This is a genomic window from Bifidobacterium sp. SO4 (assembly GCF_018555355.1).
GTDB lineage: Bacteria > Actinomycetota > Actinomycetes > Actinomycetales > Bifidobacteriaceae > Bifidobacterium > Bifidobacterium miconisargentati.
Genome location: NZ_JAFEJP010000001.1, coordinates 83,943 through 99,870, shown reverse-complemented (window position 1 = coordinate 99,870; position 15,928 = coordinate 83,943). Strand labels below are relative to the sequence as shown.

The window sequence follows — 15,928 nt, the reverse complement described above, 5'->3', positions numbered from 1 at the left end:
ACCTTTCGTCGCGCGTTCTGCTTTGAGTGTGCGACAAAGACAGTCCGGCAACGGTATGCATTCAATTTTGCGTAAAGTTGGTAATTTTACTTTGCCAGTTTTGCGCAAATTGGTAAAGTAAAGTTACCAGTTCTGTTTTCTTGGAAGGGTGATCATGTCTAATCCAGTGATCGCGGAAAAGCTGGAAAGCTTCGATATCGCCGATTTCCAGCCAATCGTCGCACGAGATTTGGATCTGGGCGCACCGTTGACACCCAAGGCGGGCAATCTGGTCAAAGTCGTGACCGGCATGCGTCGTAGCGGCAAAAGTTATCGGTTGTTCCAGGAAATGGAATCGCTGCATCGTTTGGGCGTTCCATGGAATCGCATCTGCTACTTCAATTTCGAGGACGACCGGCTGGGAGTGATTACGCCGGCTACGGGTGACGAGGTATTGGAGGCGTTTTACACTGCTCATCCCGAAGCTCTTCGGGAAGGTGCGTACCTGTTCTTCGACGAGCTGCAGGAAATGCGCGATTGGGGCGCGTGGCTGCGTCGCGTCGTGGATGGCACGAAGGCCACGATTTACGTCAGTGGATCCTCGTCCAAGATGTTGTCGCGCGAGATCGCCACGGAATTCCGCGGCCGCGCACTGGATTTCGAGCTGTTGCCGTATTCGTTCCGTGAGTTCGTCCGGGCGCGCGGGATCGTTGCCGCCGAACGGCTGGATGGCCATGACGCCTCTACGGGAAACTATTCGTTCGAGGAACGTCTCGCTTTGCAGCGGGGCCTGAACGATTATCTGACGGTCGGCGGTTTCCCGGCGGCGCAGGATCTTCCCGTCCCACAGCGGATCGCCCTGTTGCAGTCGTATGTGCAGCGTGTGGTGCTGCGCGATGTGGTCGAACGTCATAACGTCTCACGTCCCCGGGTCGCATCCGCGCTGGCCCGGCGCGCCTTGGGCTCCAATGGCCGGCAATTGTCATTGCGTAAGGTGGAGAATGACCTGCGTTCTGTCGGGTTGCCGACCAGTCGCGAATTACTCGGGGATCTTATCGGTTATTTCGAGGACGCCTATCTGCTGTTCCGCGTACGGGAATTGTCCATGTCGCTCAGCGAGCGGAGCACCGCGGTGCCCAAGGTGTACGCCATTGATCCCGGTCTCGCCGCGGCCTCGTCCAGTGCGGTCATGCGTGATGATGGACAGCGTTTGGAGGAAGCGGTGTATCTGGAACTGCGCCGCCGCAACGTGGGATTCCGGCGTGATGGCATCGCTTCATGCCGTACGCGCGAGCATGCATATGAAATCGATTTCGTGGTAGGCGACGCTTTGGAAAGTGAGACGTATGAGCTCTACCAAGTCACGGCGAACATGAACGACGACGCGACGGTCAAGCGAGAGACGCGCGCGCTGTGGGAGATGATGGCGGAGCATGGTCTCAACGAGGGCGTCATTATTGTGGGCGAGGGCGCGGAACGTGACTATGAGCAGGACGGCTTGGTGATCAAACAGATTCCGGCTTGGAAGTGGTTTCTGCGCGAATGATCATCTGGTGCGCCGCTCCATGACGGCATGGTCTCCGGCCTTTCAGAGAGAAACCGATTCGGACACACTTGCACCGCCGCGGCGGAATTCCAGGGGGGTGCATCCGAAGCGCTTCCTGAACGCGGCGCAGAATGCGCTGGTGGAGTAGAAGCCGCATTCGGCGCAGATCTCCTTGAGGGTGGCCTCGCCGGTGAGCAGCAGGTACTTCGCGGCATGCATGCGCGCATTGACGATGTACGTGTGCGGCGTATAGCCGGTGACCTGCTTGAACACGCGGATGTAGTAGTACTCGCTCATCAGGGCCATGCCGGCGAGCTGCGAGACCGGCAACGGTTCGCTCAGATGCGTGGCGATGTACGAGAGCGTCTCCTCGATGGCGTGCTGGTTGTACGGCGTGCCGGTCCGTTCGGCGGTGTCGTCGCCGGCGGTCAGGCATTCGGTGAGCACCTCCGCTATGGCCAACGACATGCGCGCCTCGTTCACCTTGCGCTCCTCGGCGAAGGTGTCGTAGATCATGCGGAACCGGCTGATGGCGTAGGTGGCGCGCTTCAGGGTGATGACGCTGCCGAGCTCGTCGTGAATGGTCTCGAAGTAGTCGTGCGCGAGCCGGCCGTCGAAGTGCATCCACAGCAGGGTGCTGTCCGTCTCGGCCTGCGCTTGGTAGACGTTCGGCTCATGGCAATCGAGCAGCACCAGATCGCCGGTGCTCGCCGTGGAGCGGCGGCCGTTGACGGTGAACGTGAACGTGCCGCTGTAGACGGCCATGAGGATGAAGCTGTCGAATGAGGCGCGATTGAGCCAATAGCCCTTGAGATAGCGGTACAGGCCGATGCGCGTGGGGTAGAGGAACATGCGCAGGGCGTTGCGGCTGGGCACGTACACGTAGTAATGCGAGACCGCCGCGTCCACATGATGCTCGACTGGTGTCATGCCATTCCTCTCGCGTGCCTGCTTGGCTCCCCTCCCTGAGGGGAGCTGTCACGAAGTGACTGAGGGGAGTGACGATGACATTGGACTCCCCTCAGTCCGCCTGCGGCGGCCAGCTCCCCTCAGAGAGGGGAGCCAAGGGTGCCCCCATAATATCAAAAAATTGTCCTGATAATGATGGAAATTGTGCTGCATCCATCGTCATCAGGGACCTCGATAATCGCTGAAAACGCTGCTATTGCAAGGATTATTGGCCGCGGTTGGGGTGTTGCGTCAGATATCGCCCGTGTTTCAATAACAAGTGAAGGGCATTCGTAAGGAATACCGCGGGCGAGGGCGTCGGCGGCATCCCGCGCGAGTCACGAACAGACGAACGAACCAACCACACGAACCGCAACGCGCACACGAAAGAAGGAACCCATGGCAACCATCGACAGCGAACTCGCCGCCGTAGCGGACCTCTTCCAGCTGGAAGGCGAGGTCGAAAGCATCAAGCCGTACGGCGACGGCCACATCAACGTCACTTACCTGCTCACCACGGATCAGCGCCGCTACATCCTGCAGAAGATGAACACCAATGTCTTCCCGGACACCAAGAACCTCATGCGCAACGTCGAACTCGTCACTGACTTCCTGCGCGCCCGCGGCCAGGAGACGCTGGACATCATCCGCACCAAGGACGGCGGCACCTACGTGGAGCGCGAGTCCGGCGCGTGGCGGGTATACGCCTTCATCGAAAACACCACGTCCTACAGCCTCGTGCCGAACGCGGATGTGTTCCGTGAGTCCGGCCGTGCGTTCGGTGAATTCCAGCAGACGCTCGCTGAATTCGACGCCTCCCAGCTCACCGAGCCGATTGCTCACTTCCACGACACCCCGCACCGTTTCGCCGATTTCAAGGCCGCGCTCGCCGAGGACAAGCTGGGTCGCGCCGCCACCTGCCAGCCGGAAATCGACTTCTTCCTCAAGCACGAGAGCCAGTACTCCGTGGTGATGGACGGCCTCGCCGACGGCTCCATCCCGCTGCGCGTGACCCACAACGACACCAAGCTCAACAACATCCTCATGGATGCCGAAACCGGCAAGGCCCGCGCGATCATCGACCTCGACACCATCATGCCGGGCTCCATGCTCTTCGACTTCGGCGACTCCATCCGCTTCGGCGCCTCCACCGCGCTGGAGGACGAGCAGGACCTCGACAAGGTGCACTTCAGCACCGAGTACTTCCGCGCCTACGCCGAAGGTTTCATCGGCGCGGTGCGTGAGAGCGTCACCCCGCGCGAGGGCGAGCTGTTCGCCTTCGCCGGCAACCTGATGACCATGGAATGCGGCATGCGTTTCCTCGCCGACTACCTGGCCGGCGACACCTACTTCGCCACCAAGTACCCGGAGCACAACCTGGTGCGCGCCCGCACGCAGATCAAGCTGGTGCAGGAGATGGAGGCCAAGGCCGGCGAGATCAAGGCCATCGTGGCCGACGTGCTGGAAGGGAGCGCCCGCTGATGGCCGTGGAACACGAAGCCGGCGTGCAGTCCGGTACCCAGGCCGATGCTCAGGCCGCGCTCGCCGGGGTGTACGCCTCGATCGATGCGCTGATGGCCTACGCCGAGCGCAACCTTGACTTGGACGCCCGCGACGCCGACTGGACCCGCAACCGCATCTTTGAGTTGTTCGGACTGGATTCGTACGGTGCAGTTGCCCCGATCGCCGCTGACGAAGCCGCCGCTTCCGACGCTTCCGCCGGCGACTACGCCTACCCCGACGCTCTCCTCGCCGACTTCCGCGCCGCCGCGGTCGCGGCCGGCCTGTTCGAGCCGGACGAGGGGCCGGTCTACGCGGACATCGTCATGGGCCTGCTCTCCGGCACGCCGTCCTCCATCGAAGACAGCTTCGAGGAGACGGAAGGCACGGACGGCGGCATGGAGGCCATGCACTGGTTCTACCGCTACTGCGTGGCCAACAACTACGTCAAGAAAGCCGTGCTCGACAAGAACCCGCGCTTCGACTCGCACGGACTGGTCATCACCATCAACATGGCCAAGCCCGAATTCAAGAACATGAAGAAGGCTGCGGCCGGCAACTCGGTGGCCGGCGGCTACCCGAAATGCACCATCTGCCACGAGAACGAGGGCTTTGCGGGCCGCAACAAGCGCACGCTGCGCACCATCCCGGTCGCGCTCGGCGGCGAGGAATGGTTCTGGCAGTTCTCCCCGTACGGTTACTTCCACCAGCACGGCATCTGCGTGAACCGCGAGCACACGCCGATGCATGTGGACCGCGACACCTTCGGCCACCTGCTCGACTTCGTGGATCGCTTCCCCGGCTACTTCCTGGGCTGCAACGCCGCACTGCCGCGCATCGGCGGTTCGGTGCTCGCCCACGACCACTACCAGGGTGGCGGCGAGCTGCTGCCGATGCACAAGGCCGCGGCCTGGGCCACGTTCGCCGTGCCGGACTTCCCGGATACCGTGGTCGAGATTCTCGACTGGCCGGGCACCGCCGTGCGCGTGGTCTCCAGGAACCGCGACGCCATCGTGGAGGTCAGCGACAGGATCCGCCTCGCCTGGCAGGGCTACGATGACGCGGCGGCGGATATCGCCAGCCATGACGAGGACGGCAACCGCCAGTCCGCGGTGTCGCCGAGCGCCATCATCACCGACCGCGGCTACGAGATGAGCCTCATCTTCCGCAACAACGCCATCAGCGAGCAGTACCCGGAAGGCATCTTCCACGCGCACCCCGAATTCTGGCCCATCAAGCAGGAGCCGATCGGACTGATCGAGGCGCAGGGCCTGTTCATCCTGCCCGGACGACTGGTCGAACAGCTCGGCAAACTGGAGGACGCGCTCGCCGCCGGCGAGGGACTGCCCGAGGATTGCGCCGAATTCCAGCTGCAGTGGTCCGAACTTGCCTCCACCCTCGACGGCAACCGTGACCGCGACGCCATCCGCGCGGCCATACAGGACGAGCTCGGCAGCGTATGCGAACGCATCCTGGGCAACACCGCCGTCTTCAAGGACAAGCACACCACCGTGGCGTTCCTTGAAGCCCTCGGCCTCACGCAGCAGTAGCTGCCCCCCCCCCTGGGCTCCCCTCTCTGAGGGGAGCTGTCGGCGAAGCCGACTGAGGGGAGTGCTCGAGGAAGTTCCTGTCTCTGCACCATCACCATCGAAAAAACGTATCCGATATCCATCGGCATCAAGAAAGGAATCCAATCATGGCTGAAGTGATCATCGTCAAGAACGAGGAGGAGGCCGGCGAGATCTACGGCCGCTGCGTCGCGGACCTTATCAAAGCCAAGCCGGACGCGGTGCTGGGTCTGGCCACCGGCTCCAGCCCGCTGGCCGCCTACCGCGCTCTCGCCAAGATCGTGAAGGACGAATCCATCGACGTCTCGCAGGTGCGCGGCTTCGCGCTGGACGAGTACCTGGGCCTGCCGTTGACCCACCCGGAGTCCTACCACTCCACCATCCACCGCACGGTCGTCGAACCGCTCGGCCTCGACCCGGCCAAGGTCCACGTGCCCGGCGACGTGCTGGGCGGCGCCCCGCTCGAGGACGGCGACAAGATCGCCGCCGCCGGCCCGGCCTACGATGCGGCCATCGAGGCCGCGGGCGGCATCGACGTGCAGATCCTCGGCATCGGCACCGACGGCCACATCGGCTTCAACGAGCCCGGCTCCTCCCTCGCGTCCGGCACGCGCGTCAAAACCCTCGCCGAGCAGACCCGCATCGACAACGCACGCTTCTTCGACAACGACATCAACCAGGTTCCGACCCACTGCATCACGCAGGGCATCGGCACGGTGCTCAAGGCCCGCCACCTCGTGCTGCTCGCGTTCGGCGCGGGCAAGGCCGAGGCCATCGAGGAGACCGTCGAGGGCGGCGTGAGCGCGTTCTGCCCGGCGTCCGCGCTGCAGCTGCACCCGCACGCCACGATCATCATCGACGAGGAGGCCGCCAGCCGCCTGCGTCACAAGGACTACTACCGCTACGCCTTCGCCCACAAGCCGGCCTGGCAGGGCATCTGATCGGTAGATTGCAGTGTATCGGTTGCCCCGGCGACTCCGTTTCTCCATGAAACCGGCCGCCGGGGCAAGCCCGATTTTGGGCCATTCGTATGCTATGACGCCGATTTGGCGGAATAGTGCGGTTTGTGAGACATCGGTCGTTGCCCCCGCAAGCCGAATCACGGTGGAAAATAGCCGGCGGGGCAACGCATCTGCCCCGAGATGACGAATCACGGCGAATATCCCTTGCCGGGGCAGCATTTTCAGCCCCGGCAAGGCTGATATGGGTGAATCGCGCGTGTAGGGGCCGGAATTATGGTGTATTGGGTAGAGCCAAGTGGTTTTCAGGCAAAGGAGCATCAGGAAACATGACGGACAGAAGTGAAATCGTCGCGCGCGTGACCGCGGCGTTGGAAGGCGAGGCCAAGCCGGTCGCGATCCGCGGGGCGCGCAAGGTGGACGCCCGCGGCGAGCAGTCGGGCTACTGGGTGGTCTCGGACGCGCGTGGCGTGATCGTGGCCACGGGCGCCGCGGCCGCGGACGGTACCGGCGAGGAGGCGTTCGAGCACGCCTGCCGCACGGTCGGCATCGACCCGGCCTCCCGCTCCGGCGAGGTGATCGACGCGGGCGGCCGCATCCTCACGCCCGGCTACGTGGACATCCACGCCCACGGCGCCTGGGAGAAGAGCTTCGACGACGGCCCCGACGGCATCGACGTGGCCCGCGCCGGCCACGCGGTGCACGGCACTACCCGCCAGGTGCTCTCGCTCATCACCAACCCGATGGATGTGATCTGCCGCAACATCCGCACCGTGCACGAGAAGATGGCCACCCGCCCCGACATCCTCGGCTGCCACCTCGAAGGCCCATTCCTCGCCTTGAAGCGCAAGGGCGCGCACGACCCGAACTGCCTCAAGGACCCGGTGCCCGAACTCGTGGACGAGATGCTCGACGCCTCGGGCGCCGACCCCGCCGCGCGGCAGATCGGCTGCATCCGCCAGATCACCATCGCCCCCGAACTCGAGCACGGCATCAGTGCCATCAGGCAGTTCGCGGCCGCCGGCGTGGTGCCCGCGGTCGGCCACTGCGACGCCGACTATGCCACCGCCCAGGCCGGCTTCGACGCGGGCGCCGGCATCATGACCCACATGTTCAACGCGATGAACGGCCTGCACCACCGCGAACCCGGCCCCATCCCGGCCGCCGTCGAGGACCCGCGCGTCACCATCGAGCTCATCAACGACGGCTTCCACGTCCAGAACCCGATGGTCAAACTCGGCTTTGGACTGGCGCCCCACCGCATCGCGTTCGTCACCGACGCCATGGCCGCCACTGACTGCCCCGATGGCGCGTACAAGCTCGGCGAACTCGACGTGAACGTCATCGACGGCCACGCCCGCCTCGTGTCCAACGGCGCCATCGCTGGCTCCACGCTCACCCTGGAGGTCGCGGTCCAGCGCGCGGTCAACGAACTCGGCTTCAGCCCCGTCGCCGCAGTCGAGGCCGCCACCCTCACCCCGGCACGCGCCTTCGGATTCGACAAAGTCAACCCCGTCACCGGCACTCCGCTCGGCCTCATCGCCCCCGGATACGCCGCCGACCTCAACCTCCTCGACCCCGCCGACTGGACCGCCCAGCACGTCTGGTGCGCCGGCCGCCAGGTGGAGTAAACGCTGCAGCGTACGAAATTGGCCTCCGTTCGATAAGGAACGGAGGCCAATTTGCTATGTCAATCAGTTAGTTTCACTGACCCTGCCAGGGCTTCTGTGCGCTGTCGTCGTCGGAAGTCGGTGCGGCGGGCGTCGTCGAAGCCGGCTCGTGCGGAGACAACACGGTTGCGTCGCTCACGGGATCCTCGGCGGGGGCAGCGGGAGAAGAGTATTCCGGAACCGGTGCCGGCGCGGACGCCGCGGCAGGCTGCGCCGACTGACCGTAGTCAGGCAGCGGCACGGACGGTGCGGGTGCCGCAGGGGCCTGAGTGGGCTGTCCATAGGCGGCCGGAGTCGGCTGACCGTACTGCGGCGCTGCCGGAGCGGATTGAACCGGCTGCCCATATTCCGGTGCGGCCGGAGTCGGAACCGCAGGAGCCTGCTGGCCGTATCCCGGAGTCGGGGCGGGCGTGCCGTACTGCGGAGCGTAGCCATTGGCGGAAGCGGTCGGAGCGGTCGGAGCCGGGGCAGCTGGAGCGCCGAACGCGCCGGTGCCGCCGGGCACATCGAAGCGTGCGCCCTCCGGCTTGCTCGGCAGCGCCATGAACACGATGTACACGATGCCCGCAGCCAGCGTCAGCAGCGAGCCGATCACGGCGATGCCGATGCCGCCGGCCGCTGCCGTGCCGTAGTGGTTGCTGTAGCTGCCGGACGCAAAGCCGCCGAGGCCACCCCAAATCGCGGTGCCGGCACCCACGGTCATGAGAATCGCGCCGATGACGATGGCACCATAGAAGATGGCCACCCACCAGCCGGGCTTGTCGATGTCGTGCAGACGACGAACCGCCAGCGCGATGCCGGGAATCAGGGTCGCCAGCGCCCACAAGGTGGCCAGGAAGGCCAGCTTGTCATCCGTGGCCTCCGAAAGGATGTTCAGCACGATATTGACGGCGCTGGCCGCCAGCGTCCACCACCAGAATTCGCTGCGGGAGGCGCGGCCGGAGAATACGATGTACTTCTTCCAGAAACGCAGGAACGCTTCCGGGAACGGGCAGCCATAGTAGGGCTGGTCCAGCGGAACGGGGCCAGCCGGGGCGCTCGGGGCGGCGTACTGCCCGTAGGACGGCGGGGCCTGATTGTACGGAGGCTGGGCGCCGTACGGATTCTGACCGTATGGATTGGCGGGTTGTGCGTACGATTGCTGCTGGCCGTAGGCGGGTGCGGGGGTCTGCTGGCCGTAGGCGGTCTGCCCATACTGACCGTACTGGTCGGCCGGGGCGGAGGCGTAAGGATTGCCGTTCGACTGGGGTGGCGTGGGTTGGCCGTAAGCCGGAGCGCCATATGCGCCATACTCGGGCTGCGGGGCGGAAGTCGGTGCGGGCGTGCCGTACTGGCCATACTGGCCATACTGAGGTGCGGTATTGCCGGTATTCTGCGGATTCTGCGGGGCCGGCGCGGAGCCGTCGGCGTCGGTGTGCGGTGTATTGGGTGCCGAGGGAAGCGGCACGTTGTTGGGATCAGTCATTGATTCCCCTTTCATCACGGACGGTATCGTCCTGCTCCATTCTTCCAGCTTTTCCATGAAAACCCAACAAATACGGTAATTATTGCCTGAACGGCGTCGTTGAGGCGGCGGCATGGTTCGTGGACGGCGAATCGGCGGGAATCGGCGCGTGCAATCGTTATCAAATCGATATCAAACGAGCATGTTCGTTATTGAACGGTTCTGTACTATTTATCGATAGATACGCGCACGGTTGCGGTGACGGAGCCGGAGGAAGCCAACGAAGCTTTCGGCGCGAACGCAATTACAGATCAACATAGGGGAACCATCATGAACAACGACTACAACTACAGCGGCAGCGATCGCCACGACTCCCACGAATCCGACGCACAGGCGCAGGACTGGGCCCTGCTGTTCGACGGCCTCGCCTGCTGACGGTTTCAGCGCTCCGGCGCGTCCCCGCTCCGCGGCAGAATAGAGCCCATGACTGATGCTGAAAACACCAAACCCGAACTCCCCGCGAACATTCGTGTTCGCTTCTGCCCGTCGCCGACCGGCACCCCGCACGTGGGCATGGTCCGCACCGCACTGTTCAACTGGGCCGAGGCCCGCGCCACCGGCGGCAAGCTGATCTTCCGTATCGAGGACACCGACGCCGCCCGCGACTCCGAGGAAAGCTACAACCAGATTCTCGAGGCCCTGCGCTGGCTCGGCATCGACTGGGACGAGGGCATCGACGTGGGTGGCCCCCACGGCCCGTACCGCCAGTCCGAGCGTGGCGACATTTACAAGGACGTCGCCGCCAAGCTGCTTGAGGCCGGCTACGCCTACGAGTCCTTCTCCACCCCGGAGGAGATCGAGGCCCGCAACGTGGCCGCCGGCCGTCCGAAGGCCTTCGGCTACGACGGTTACGACCGCAACCTCACCGAGGAGCAGAAGGCCGCCTTCCGCGCCGAGGGCCGCAAGCCCGCGCTGCGCATCCGCATGCCCGACGAGGATATCGCCTTCGACGATCTGATCCGCGGCACCATCGAATTCAAGGCCGGTTCCGTGCCGGACTACGTCATCGTGCGTCCGAACGGCGATCCGCTGTACACGCTCACCAACCCGGTGGACGACGCCATGATGGAGATCAACGTGGTACTTCGCGGCGAGGATCTCCTGAGCTCCACCCCGCGCCAGATCGTGCTCTACCGTTACCTCGAGGAGCTCGGCATCGCCAAGACCACCCCGCTGTTCGGCCACATGCCGTACGTGATGGGCCAGGGCAACAAGAAGCTCTCCAAGCGCGACCCGGAGTCCAACCTGTTCAACCACCGCGACGCCGGCTTCATCCGCGAGGGCCTGCTCAACTACCTGGCCCTGCTCGGCTGGTCCATCGCCCCGGACCGCGACGTGTTCTCCATGGAGGAGATGATCGCCAAGTTCGATGTGCGCGACGTGAAGGCCAACCCGGCCCGCTTCGATCTGGACAAGGCCATCTCCATCAACGCCGAGCACATCCGCATGCTCGATGCCGACGACTTCCTGCGCCGCTCCGTGCCGTACCTGCACCGTGACGGCGTGGTCTCCGCCGACAACTGGGATGCGCTGACCTCCCGCGAGCAGGAGATCCTGACCGCCGCCGCCCCGCTGGTCCAGCCGCGTGTGCGCCTGCTGGGCGAAGTGGCCGGCATGGTTGGCTCGCTGCTTTCGACCGAAGGCTACATCGAGCCCGACGACGACGCCCGCAAGACCCTCAAGGATTCCGCCGGTGCCGTGCTTGACCTCGCCATCGCCGCTCTGGAGGGCGCCTCCGAGGACGGGTGGAAGGCCGAGCCGCTGCATGAGCTGCTTAACAAGGCGCTCATCGAGGACGGTGGCTACAAGCCGCGTCTGGCCTTCGGCCCGGTGCGCGTGGCCGTCTCCGGCCGCCGCGTTTCCCCGCCGCTGTTCGAGTCCATGGAGATTCTCGGCAAGGATGTGACCGTGGCCCGTCTCAAGGGCCTGCGCGAGCACCTGTGATGTGAGCCTGAGCTGCGGCTGAATTGTTCCGCTGACTGACTTTGGCGAAGAGTATACGGGCGTTTGTCTTTCGTGGGCAGGCGCCCGTTTTCGATGCCGCAGATGGTTGGTGCATCTGCTTATTCGCGGCCGAAGGACTTGACGGCTGAGTAAAGGTCATCGGAGGCCATTTCGGGCGTCTGTCAACCAAGGAATCACAATGTGACACGCCGTAGTTGACGTTGGTGAGATGTTCCCGTATATTAATCACTCGTTGCGGTTCGCCGCAGCGGATAACTTAAGCCCCCATCGTCTAGCGGTCTAGGACTACGCCCTCTCACGGCGCCAACACCGGTTCAAATCCGGTTGGGGGTACTTCTTCGAAAAGCCTCGGCATCGCGCCGAGGCTTTTTCGTTTTCCCGGCCGGCGGTCCGGGGTGACGGTTTTGGGGCAGGGGAAGCGTAGCCGCATCCCTGGTTCTGGGCATACTTTTCTCAATTATTCTGCGCATATGCATACCGCGAAAACGGTCTGAACGGGGAGTCCGTGGTGGATGTATGTCCGGAACGGTGGATGGCGGACGTTTCATGATGGGTATATGCCCGGAATCGATTATCGGGATTCATGGTGGGGCCTGCTTATGGTTTGACGCCAAAACCGCGGAATTCCGCGCGACACGCCGTGATTTGCATTCGGCTGGGCTTTCTGTAATATATACACCTGTTGCGCGGTTCGCCGAGCAGCCGGTTGAAAAACTGAATATGCCCCCATCGTCTAGCGGTCTAGGACTACGCCCTCTCACGGCGCCAACACCGGTTCAAATCCGGTTGGGGGTACGACGGACAACTCTTCGGAGTTGCTACGCCAGCCAAATTGGGGTGTGGTGTAATTGGCAACACAGCTGATTCTGGTTCAGCCATTCTTGGTTCGAGTCCAGGCACCCCAGCCAATGAGCCCTCGCGAAATGCGAGGGTTTTTTGTTTTTCTGGGGGCTTCACGAAAGCCCGTCCCCGTACTGAACGAGAACGAAGGAGATCGAGTATGTCCGCTGAAACCCAGAAGAACACCGCGAACACCCAGACCGCCGCGAAGAAGCGCATGCCGAAGTGGGCCATCGCCCTTATCGTGGTGGTGATCGTCGCCGTGATCGCCGTGGCCGGCGTGTTCGGATTCCGCGCGTATTCCGAGTCCCAGTACAACACTGCTGTGGCTGCCTGCGCCACCGCCTCCGAGGAAGTGCGCAACGCCACCAACGACTATAACAATCTCGTCAACGGCGATGCCTCCGAAGCCGCCGCCCTCACCGAGAAGGACGTTACGGACGCATCCACGCTCGACGCGCTCAACAAGGAACTGAGCGCCGAAATGCCCGAGTACGAGGGCTGCCTCGCCGACGACACCAAGGGCTACCAGGCCGCCACCGACAAGCTCAACGAGCAGACCGACTGGTACAAGACGCACACCGCCTCCCTGCAGAAGGCCGTGGACGCCGTCAACGCCGCCAAGAAGTGAGTTTTCAGCTCCTGACTCCCGTTCGCCGCTCCACTGCGGTGGGCTAATACCCGTTGCGCCCCGCTGAGATTGTTCTTGGCGGGGCGCAACGGGTATGTGATGGCGGTTTTGCCTCGCTGACATGACGTGAGCGGGGCAGCGCGGGGGCGTAACGCCGGGTTTTCTTCGCTTGGAGGCCTTCCGCGTTCATTGCCGGGTATGCTCTCCCCGTTGTGCCACGCTGATGGCCGATGCAGCGAGGCACAACGGATACGAGCTCCTTGTTGCCCCCGCGCATGGGCGGATCCCGAGGTCTACGCGACGAACCGCAGATAGGTGCGATCGTCGAACGAATCCAAATCGGACGTGAATCCCTTGGTTGACCGGTACTCGTTGATGAGTGCCGGATCGTCGTGCTTGAGACGCTGCAGTTCGGCCTCGGACTCGGCAAGCGTGGGCCTGAGCAGGGGGTAGCCGTCCGAGGCGAGCGCGACCTCGTCGCCGGGACGCACCGGCACCGCGCGAATCGGATATGCGGGGTCGGTGAACCCGTCGAACACGAAGTAGCCGTAAGGCCCGCGTTTGTTGGCGAATTGCGATTGCAGTCGCAGGAACGGCAGAATCATGTCGCGTGCCGGGTCTGAAGAGCCGGATGATGAATCGGATGATGAGTCGGATAGTGAATCGGGAGCGGAATCGGGTGAGCTGCTGGCCGGAGCGCCGGATGCGACGTCGGAAGGCGCGTAATTCCGTACGTTCCGTTCCCGCAACGCCAACGTGACGAACGCCCGCAATTCGCCGAGCAATTCATCGACCCGCTTGACGGTGGGCGTCTGCACGCCATTGACCATGATCTGGCAGTCGCCGAACAACCAGGCCTCGTGGCGGTGGGCGCTATAGACCACCGCATTGGTCTGCAGCCGTTCCACGGGCTCGCGTTCGAACACGGCGTAATCGCAGGCCGCTGGGGAATCGTCGGTATGCCCGTACGCGGCTTTGGTGTCCGCGTCGTCGCTCGGGTTCGGGCTGCCGTGCGTGCGCGTATCGGCGCGACTGCGGTAGGCAGTTTGGAACCGTCCATCGATGGCCCGCTGCACCTGCCGCATGTCCGCATCGGCCGGCAGCTTTGCGATGGTTTCCAGCGCCAGATTCTTCGCGACCACTCCGCCGCTCGGCCGCCAGAGATGTCGGATGCTCTTGCTCGTCACCCCATCCACCACGGCCGCGAAGTTGCCGGTGACGATCAGCCCGTCCTCGTTGAGTGATTGGTCGCTCCGCTTGCCTTGACAATACTGTTCGATGATGCGCATGACCGGCCTCCCGGAATCACTATAGGCTTTGTGAAACCAAGACGGCATGTTCTCTTATTTCTGGCTCCCCTTGTCAGGGGAGCTGCCGGCGTAGCCGACTGAGGGGTAGTCCAGCCGGATTCATGCCAATTCTGTTTGAACAGAGCTTTACTGTATCCCTATTAACCTTGGATTGTTGCGCTGCAATTGGCATGCCTCTCGCGTCACCGCCGTCCGACGACCCAGGTGGCGTCGGATCGCACGTGCGGCACCATCATCACGATGACCGCAAGCAGACATGCGATCATCACCATCAGAATCATGTCCTCATGGCCGCGCGTCTGCAGCATCGCGCCGGTCAGGGCACCAAGGGCCAGCGCCAGCATCACCACCGCGCGACGGCCCAGTTTCGACTGCTCGTGACCATGGGCGGACGTATCGGCCACGATTCCGGTCAGCGTCATCGTCAGCACCGTGGTGGGCAGGTCGGGTACGGACAGTTTGCGTGCGGTGGAGTTCTGGATGCCCATGGCAGGCGCGAGCAGCACGATGAGCATGATGATGTGCAGGTCGATATGTCGTGCGGTGGGGAAGTTCAGGCTCGGCTGCGAGGCACGCGCGAGGGTCGTGGGATCGGTGCCGCCCATGGCCGGTTCCGGGGCGAAATGATTGAGCAGGTAGATGCCGGCCAGTGCCGCGGCCACGAACGCGAGCTGTATCACGGTCGACACCAGCAGGTGACGGGCGCGGTTGGCGCCGAAGTAGTGGATGATGCGCCCGCCGATAAGCGCGCCGACCATGAACGCTGCCAGAGTCAGCGCCGACGTCCACCAGACGAAGCCCTATGCATGGGCGATCGCGAATCCCAGGAAGACGATGTTGCCGGTCACGTTGGCCACGAACACGTGCCCGAGCGCCAGATAGCTCAGCGCATCCACGAGTCCGGCCACGAACGTGAGGATCACGAGCGCCGGGGAGAGCAGTCCGTAACGGTCGTCCTTGCGGGGAATCAGCGTGCGTCCGGCTTCTGCCAGGTGCGATGTGGAGGTCATGGTGTCGGGCGGGTTCCTTGGAATCGATGGGCTTTGCGGGCGGCGCGATACGCCGTACGTGGCAAGGCTAGGGGAGTGGCACGACTGACGTGCGGAGAAGGATTTGCGGAGCTGTCGTGCACAACGATTTGGCGGAGAATTCCGCCAGAAAACAAGAGAGCCCCGAGTGAGAATTGGACTCACGACCTCTTCCTTACCAAGGAAGTGCTCTACCACTGAGCTATCGGGGCGTTACGGATTCGGTCGAGCCGTTTGGCCGGGCCTCATCAGGCAACCTGTACATCATGGCACGGAATCGCGTATCGCGCAAATCGGCGGCCGGAAGTCGCCGTGTTCACCACCGCGCTGGCGCGAATTCACCTGTGCTTGGTCGAGTACACATGATTCGGAAACACGGGCGGGGTAAACCGAATCACGATATGAACGGAAGATAAGCAAAGGAATGATTATGAACGCACAGATCAGCGACTATGAATCGCACCATGCCGCCGCGCATCA

At 63.4% G+C, this 15,928-nt stretch carries 10 protein-coding genes, 4 tRNA genes and 1 pseudogene; 10 read left to right on the top strand and 5 right to left on the bottom strand.

The window, feature by feature from the left end; genetic code table 11:
* The first annotated feature begins 154 nt into the window (after nucleotides 1–154).
* Nucleotides 155–1,525: an ATP-binding protein gene (locus JS536_RS00470; RefSeq protein ID WP_214355375.1), complete on the top strand. Its 1,371-nt coding sequence runs from the start codon at nucleotides 155–157 to the stop codon at nucleotides 1,523–1,525.
* 42 nt (nucleotides 1,526–1,567) lie between these two features.
* Here JS536_RS00470 and JS536_RS00465 read toward each other — a convergent pair whose 3' ends face one another.
* Nucleotides 1,568–2,455 (bottom strand): AraC family transcriptional regulator, encoded by an 888-nt coding sequence (locus tag JS536_RS00465; protein WP_214355374.1) that lies wholly within the window; start codon nucleotides 2,453–2,455, stop codon nucleotides 1,568–1,570.
* A 417-nt stretch (nucleotides 2,456–2,872) separates the two neighbouring features.
* Between JS536_RS00465 and JS536_RS00460 the strand changes: the two genes are divergently transcribed.
* The 4 genes from JS536_RS00460 (at nucleotide 2,873) to nagA (ending at nucleotide 8,131) form a co-directional block, all read left to right on the top strand.
* A complete protein-coding gene (locus tag JS536_RS00460) occupies nucleotides 2,873–3,955 on the top strand; it encodes an aminoglycoside phosphotransferase family protein (RefSeq protein WP_214355373.1) in 1,083 nt (360 codons plus the stop codon).
* Nucleotides 3,955–5,523 carry a UDP-glucose--hexose-1-phosphate uridylyltransferase gene (locus JS536_RS00455; protein WP_214355372.1) on the top strand — a complete coding sequence of 523 codons (1,569 nt, stop codon included), beginning with the start codon at nucleotides 3,955–3,957 and terminating at the stop codon, nucleotides 5,521–5,523. The genes JS536_RS00460 and JS536_RS00455 overlap by 1 nt, the downstream gene beginning before the upstream one ends.
* Nucleotides 5,524–5,669: 146 nt before the next feature.
* Nucleotides 5,670–6,482 (top strand): glucosamine-6-phosphate deaminase, encoded by an 813-nt coding sequence (nagB, locus tag JS536_RS00450; RefSeq protein WP_214355371.1) that lies wholly within the window; start codon nucleotides 5,670–5,672, stop codon nucleotides 6,480–6,482.
* A 347-nt stretch (nucleotides 6,483–6,829) separates the two neighbouring features.
* Nucleotides 6,830–8,131, top strand: coding sequence for an N-acetylglucosamine-6-phosphate deacetylase (nagA, locus tag JS536_RS00445; protein WP_214355370.1), 1,302 nt, complete (start codon nucleotides 6,830–6,832; stop codon nucleotides 8,129–8,131).
* Between the two features lie 73 nt (nucleotides 8,132–8,204).
* Here the strand turns inward: nagA and JS536_RS00440 are convergent, their stop codons facing one another.
* A complete protein-coding gene (locus tag JS536_RS00440; RefSeq protein ID WP_240544177.1) occupies nucleotides 8,205–9,635 on the bottom strand; it encodes a DUF805 domain-containing protein in 1,431 nt (476 codons plus the stop codon).
* A 462-nt stretch (nucleotides 9,636–10,097) separates the two neighbouring features.
* Between JS536_RS00440 and gltX the strand changes: the two genes are divergently transcribed.
* From gltX to JS536_RS00415, 5 genes are all read left to right on the top strand, one after another.
* Nucleotides 10,098–11,618 (top strand): glutamate--tRNA ligase, encoded by a 1,521-nt coding sequence (gltX, locus tag JS536_RS00435; protein ID WP_214355368.1) that lies wholly within the window; start codon nucleotides 10,098–10,100, stop codon nucleotides 11,616–11,618.
* Nucleotides 11,619–11,899: 281 nt separating this feature from the next.
* A tRNA-Glu gene (locus JS536_RS00430) sits at nucleotides 11,900–11,972 on the top strand.
* 389 nt (nucleotides 11,973–12,361) lie between these two features.
* A tRNA-Glu gene (locus JS536_RS00425) sits at nucleotides 12,362–12,434 on the top strand.
* A 38-nt stretch (nucleotides 12,435–12,472) separates the two neighbouring features.
* Nucleotides 12,473–12,547: transfer RNA gene (locus JS536_RS00420), tRNA-Gln, on the top strand.
* Nucleotides 12,548–12,639: 92 nt separating this feature from the next.
* A complete protein-coding gene (locus tag JS536_RS00415) occupies nucleotides 12,640–13,110 on the top strand; it encodes a hypothetical protein (RefSeq protein ID WP_214355367.1) in 471 nt (156 codons plus the stop codon).
* Between the two features lie 293 nt (nucleotides 13,111–13,403).
* Here the strand turns inward: JS536_RS00415 and JS536_RS00410 are convergent, their stop codons facing one another.
* The 3 genes and pseudogenes from JS536_RS00410 to JS536_RS00400 all read right to left on the bottom strand — a co-directional run bounded on the left by JS536_RS00410 (nucleotide 13,404) and on the right by JS536_RS00400 (nucleotide 15,660).
* Nucleotides 13,404–14,399 (bottom strand): hypothetical protein, encoded by a 996-nt coding sequence (locus JS536_RS00410; protein WP_214355366.1) that lies wholly within the window; start codon nucleotides 14,397–14,399, stop codon nucleotides 13,404–13,406.
* A 203-nt stretch (nucleotides 14,400–14,602) separates the two neighbouring features.
* Nucleotides 14,603–15,430 (bottom strand): annotated as a pseudogene (locus JS536_RS00405) (YoaK family protein).
* Between the two features lie 158 nt (nucleotides 15,431–15,588).
* Nucleotides 15,589–15,660 (bottom strand) — tRNA-Thr (locus JS536_RS00400).
* Between the last annotated feature and the right edge of the window lie 268 nt (nucleotides 15,661–15,928).

Excerpts from the sequence above, each read along its gene's own strand:
- JS536_RS00440 (WP_240544177.1), bottom strand. The coding sequence starts at position 9,635 with ATGACTGATCCCAACAACGTGCCGCTTCCCTCGGCACCCAATACACCG.
- gltX (WP_214355368.1), top strand. The coding sequence starts at position 10,098 with ATGACTGATGCTGAAAACACCAAACCCGAACTCCCCGCGAACATTCGT.
- JS536_RS00460 (WP_214355373.1), top strand. The coding sequence starts at position 2,873 with ATGGCAACCATCGACAGCGAACTCGCCGCCGTAGCGGACCTCTTCCAG.
- JS536_RS00410 (WP_214355366.1), bottom strand. The coding sequence starts at position 14,399 with ATGCGCATCATCGAACAGTATTGTCAAGGCAAGCGGAGCGACCAATCA.
- nagA (WP_214355370.1), top strand. The coding sequence starts at position 6,830 with ATGACGGACAGAAGTGAAATCGTCGCGCGCGTGACCGCGGCGTTGGAA.
- JS536_RS00465 (WP_214355374.1), bottom strand. The coding sequence starts at position 2,455 with ATGACACCAGTCGAGCATCATGTGGACGCGGCGGTCTCGCATTACTAC.
- JS536_RS00455 (WP_214355372.1), top strand. The coding sequence starts at position 3,955 with ATGGCCGTGGAACACGAAGCCGGCGTGCAGTCCGGTACCCAGGCCGAT.
- JS536_RS00470 (WP_214355375.1), top strand. The coding sequence starts at position 155 with ATGTCTAATCCAGTGATCGCGGAAAAGCTGGAAAGCTTCGATATCGCC.
- nagB (WP_214355371.1), top strand. The coding sequence starts at position 5,670 with ATGGCTGAAGTGATCATCGTCAAGAACGAGGAGGAGGCCGGCGAGATC.
- JS536_RS00415 (WP_214355367.1), top strand. The coding sequence starts at position 12,640 with ATGTCCGCTGAAACCCAGAAGAACACCGCGAACACCCAGACCGCCGCG.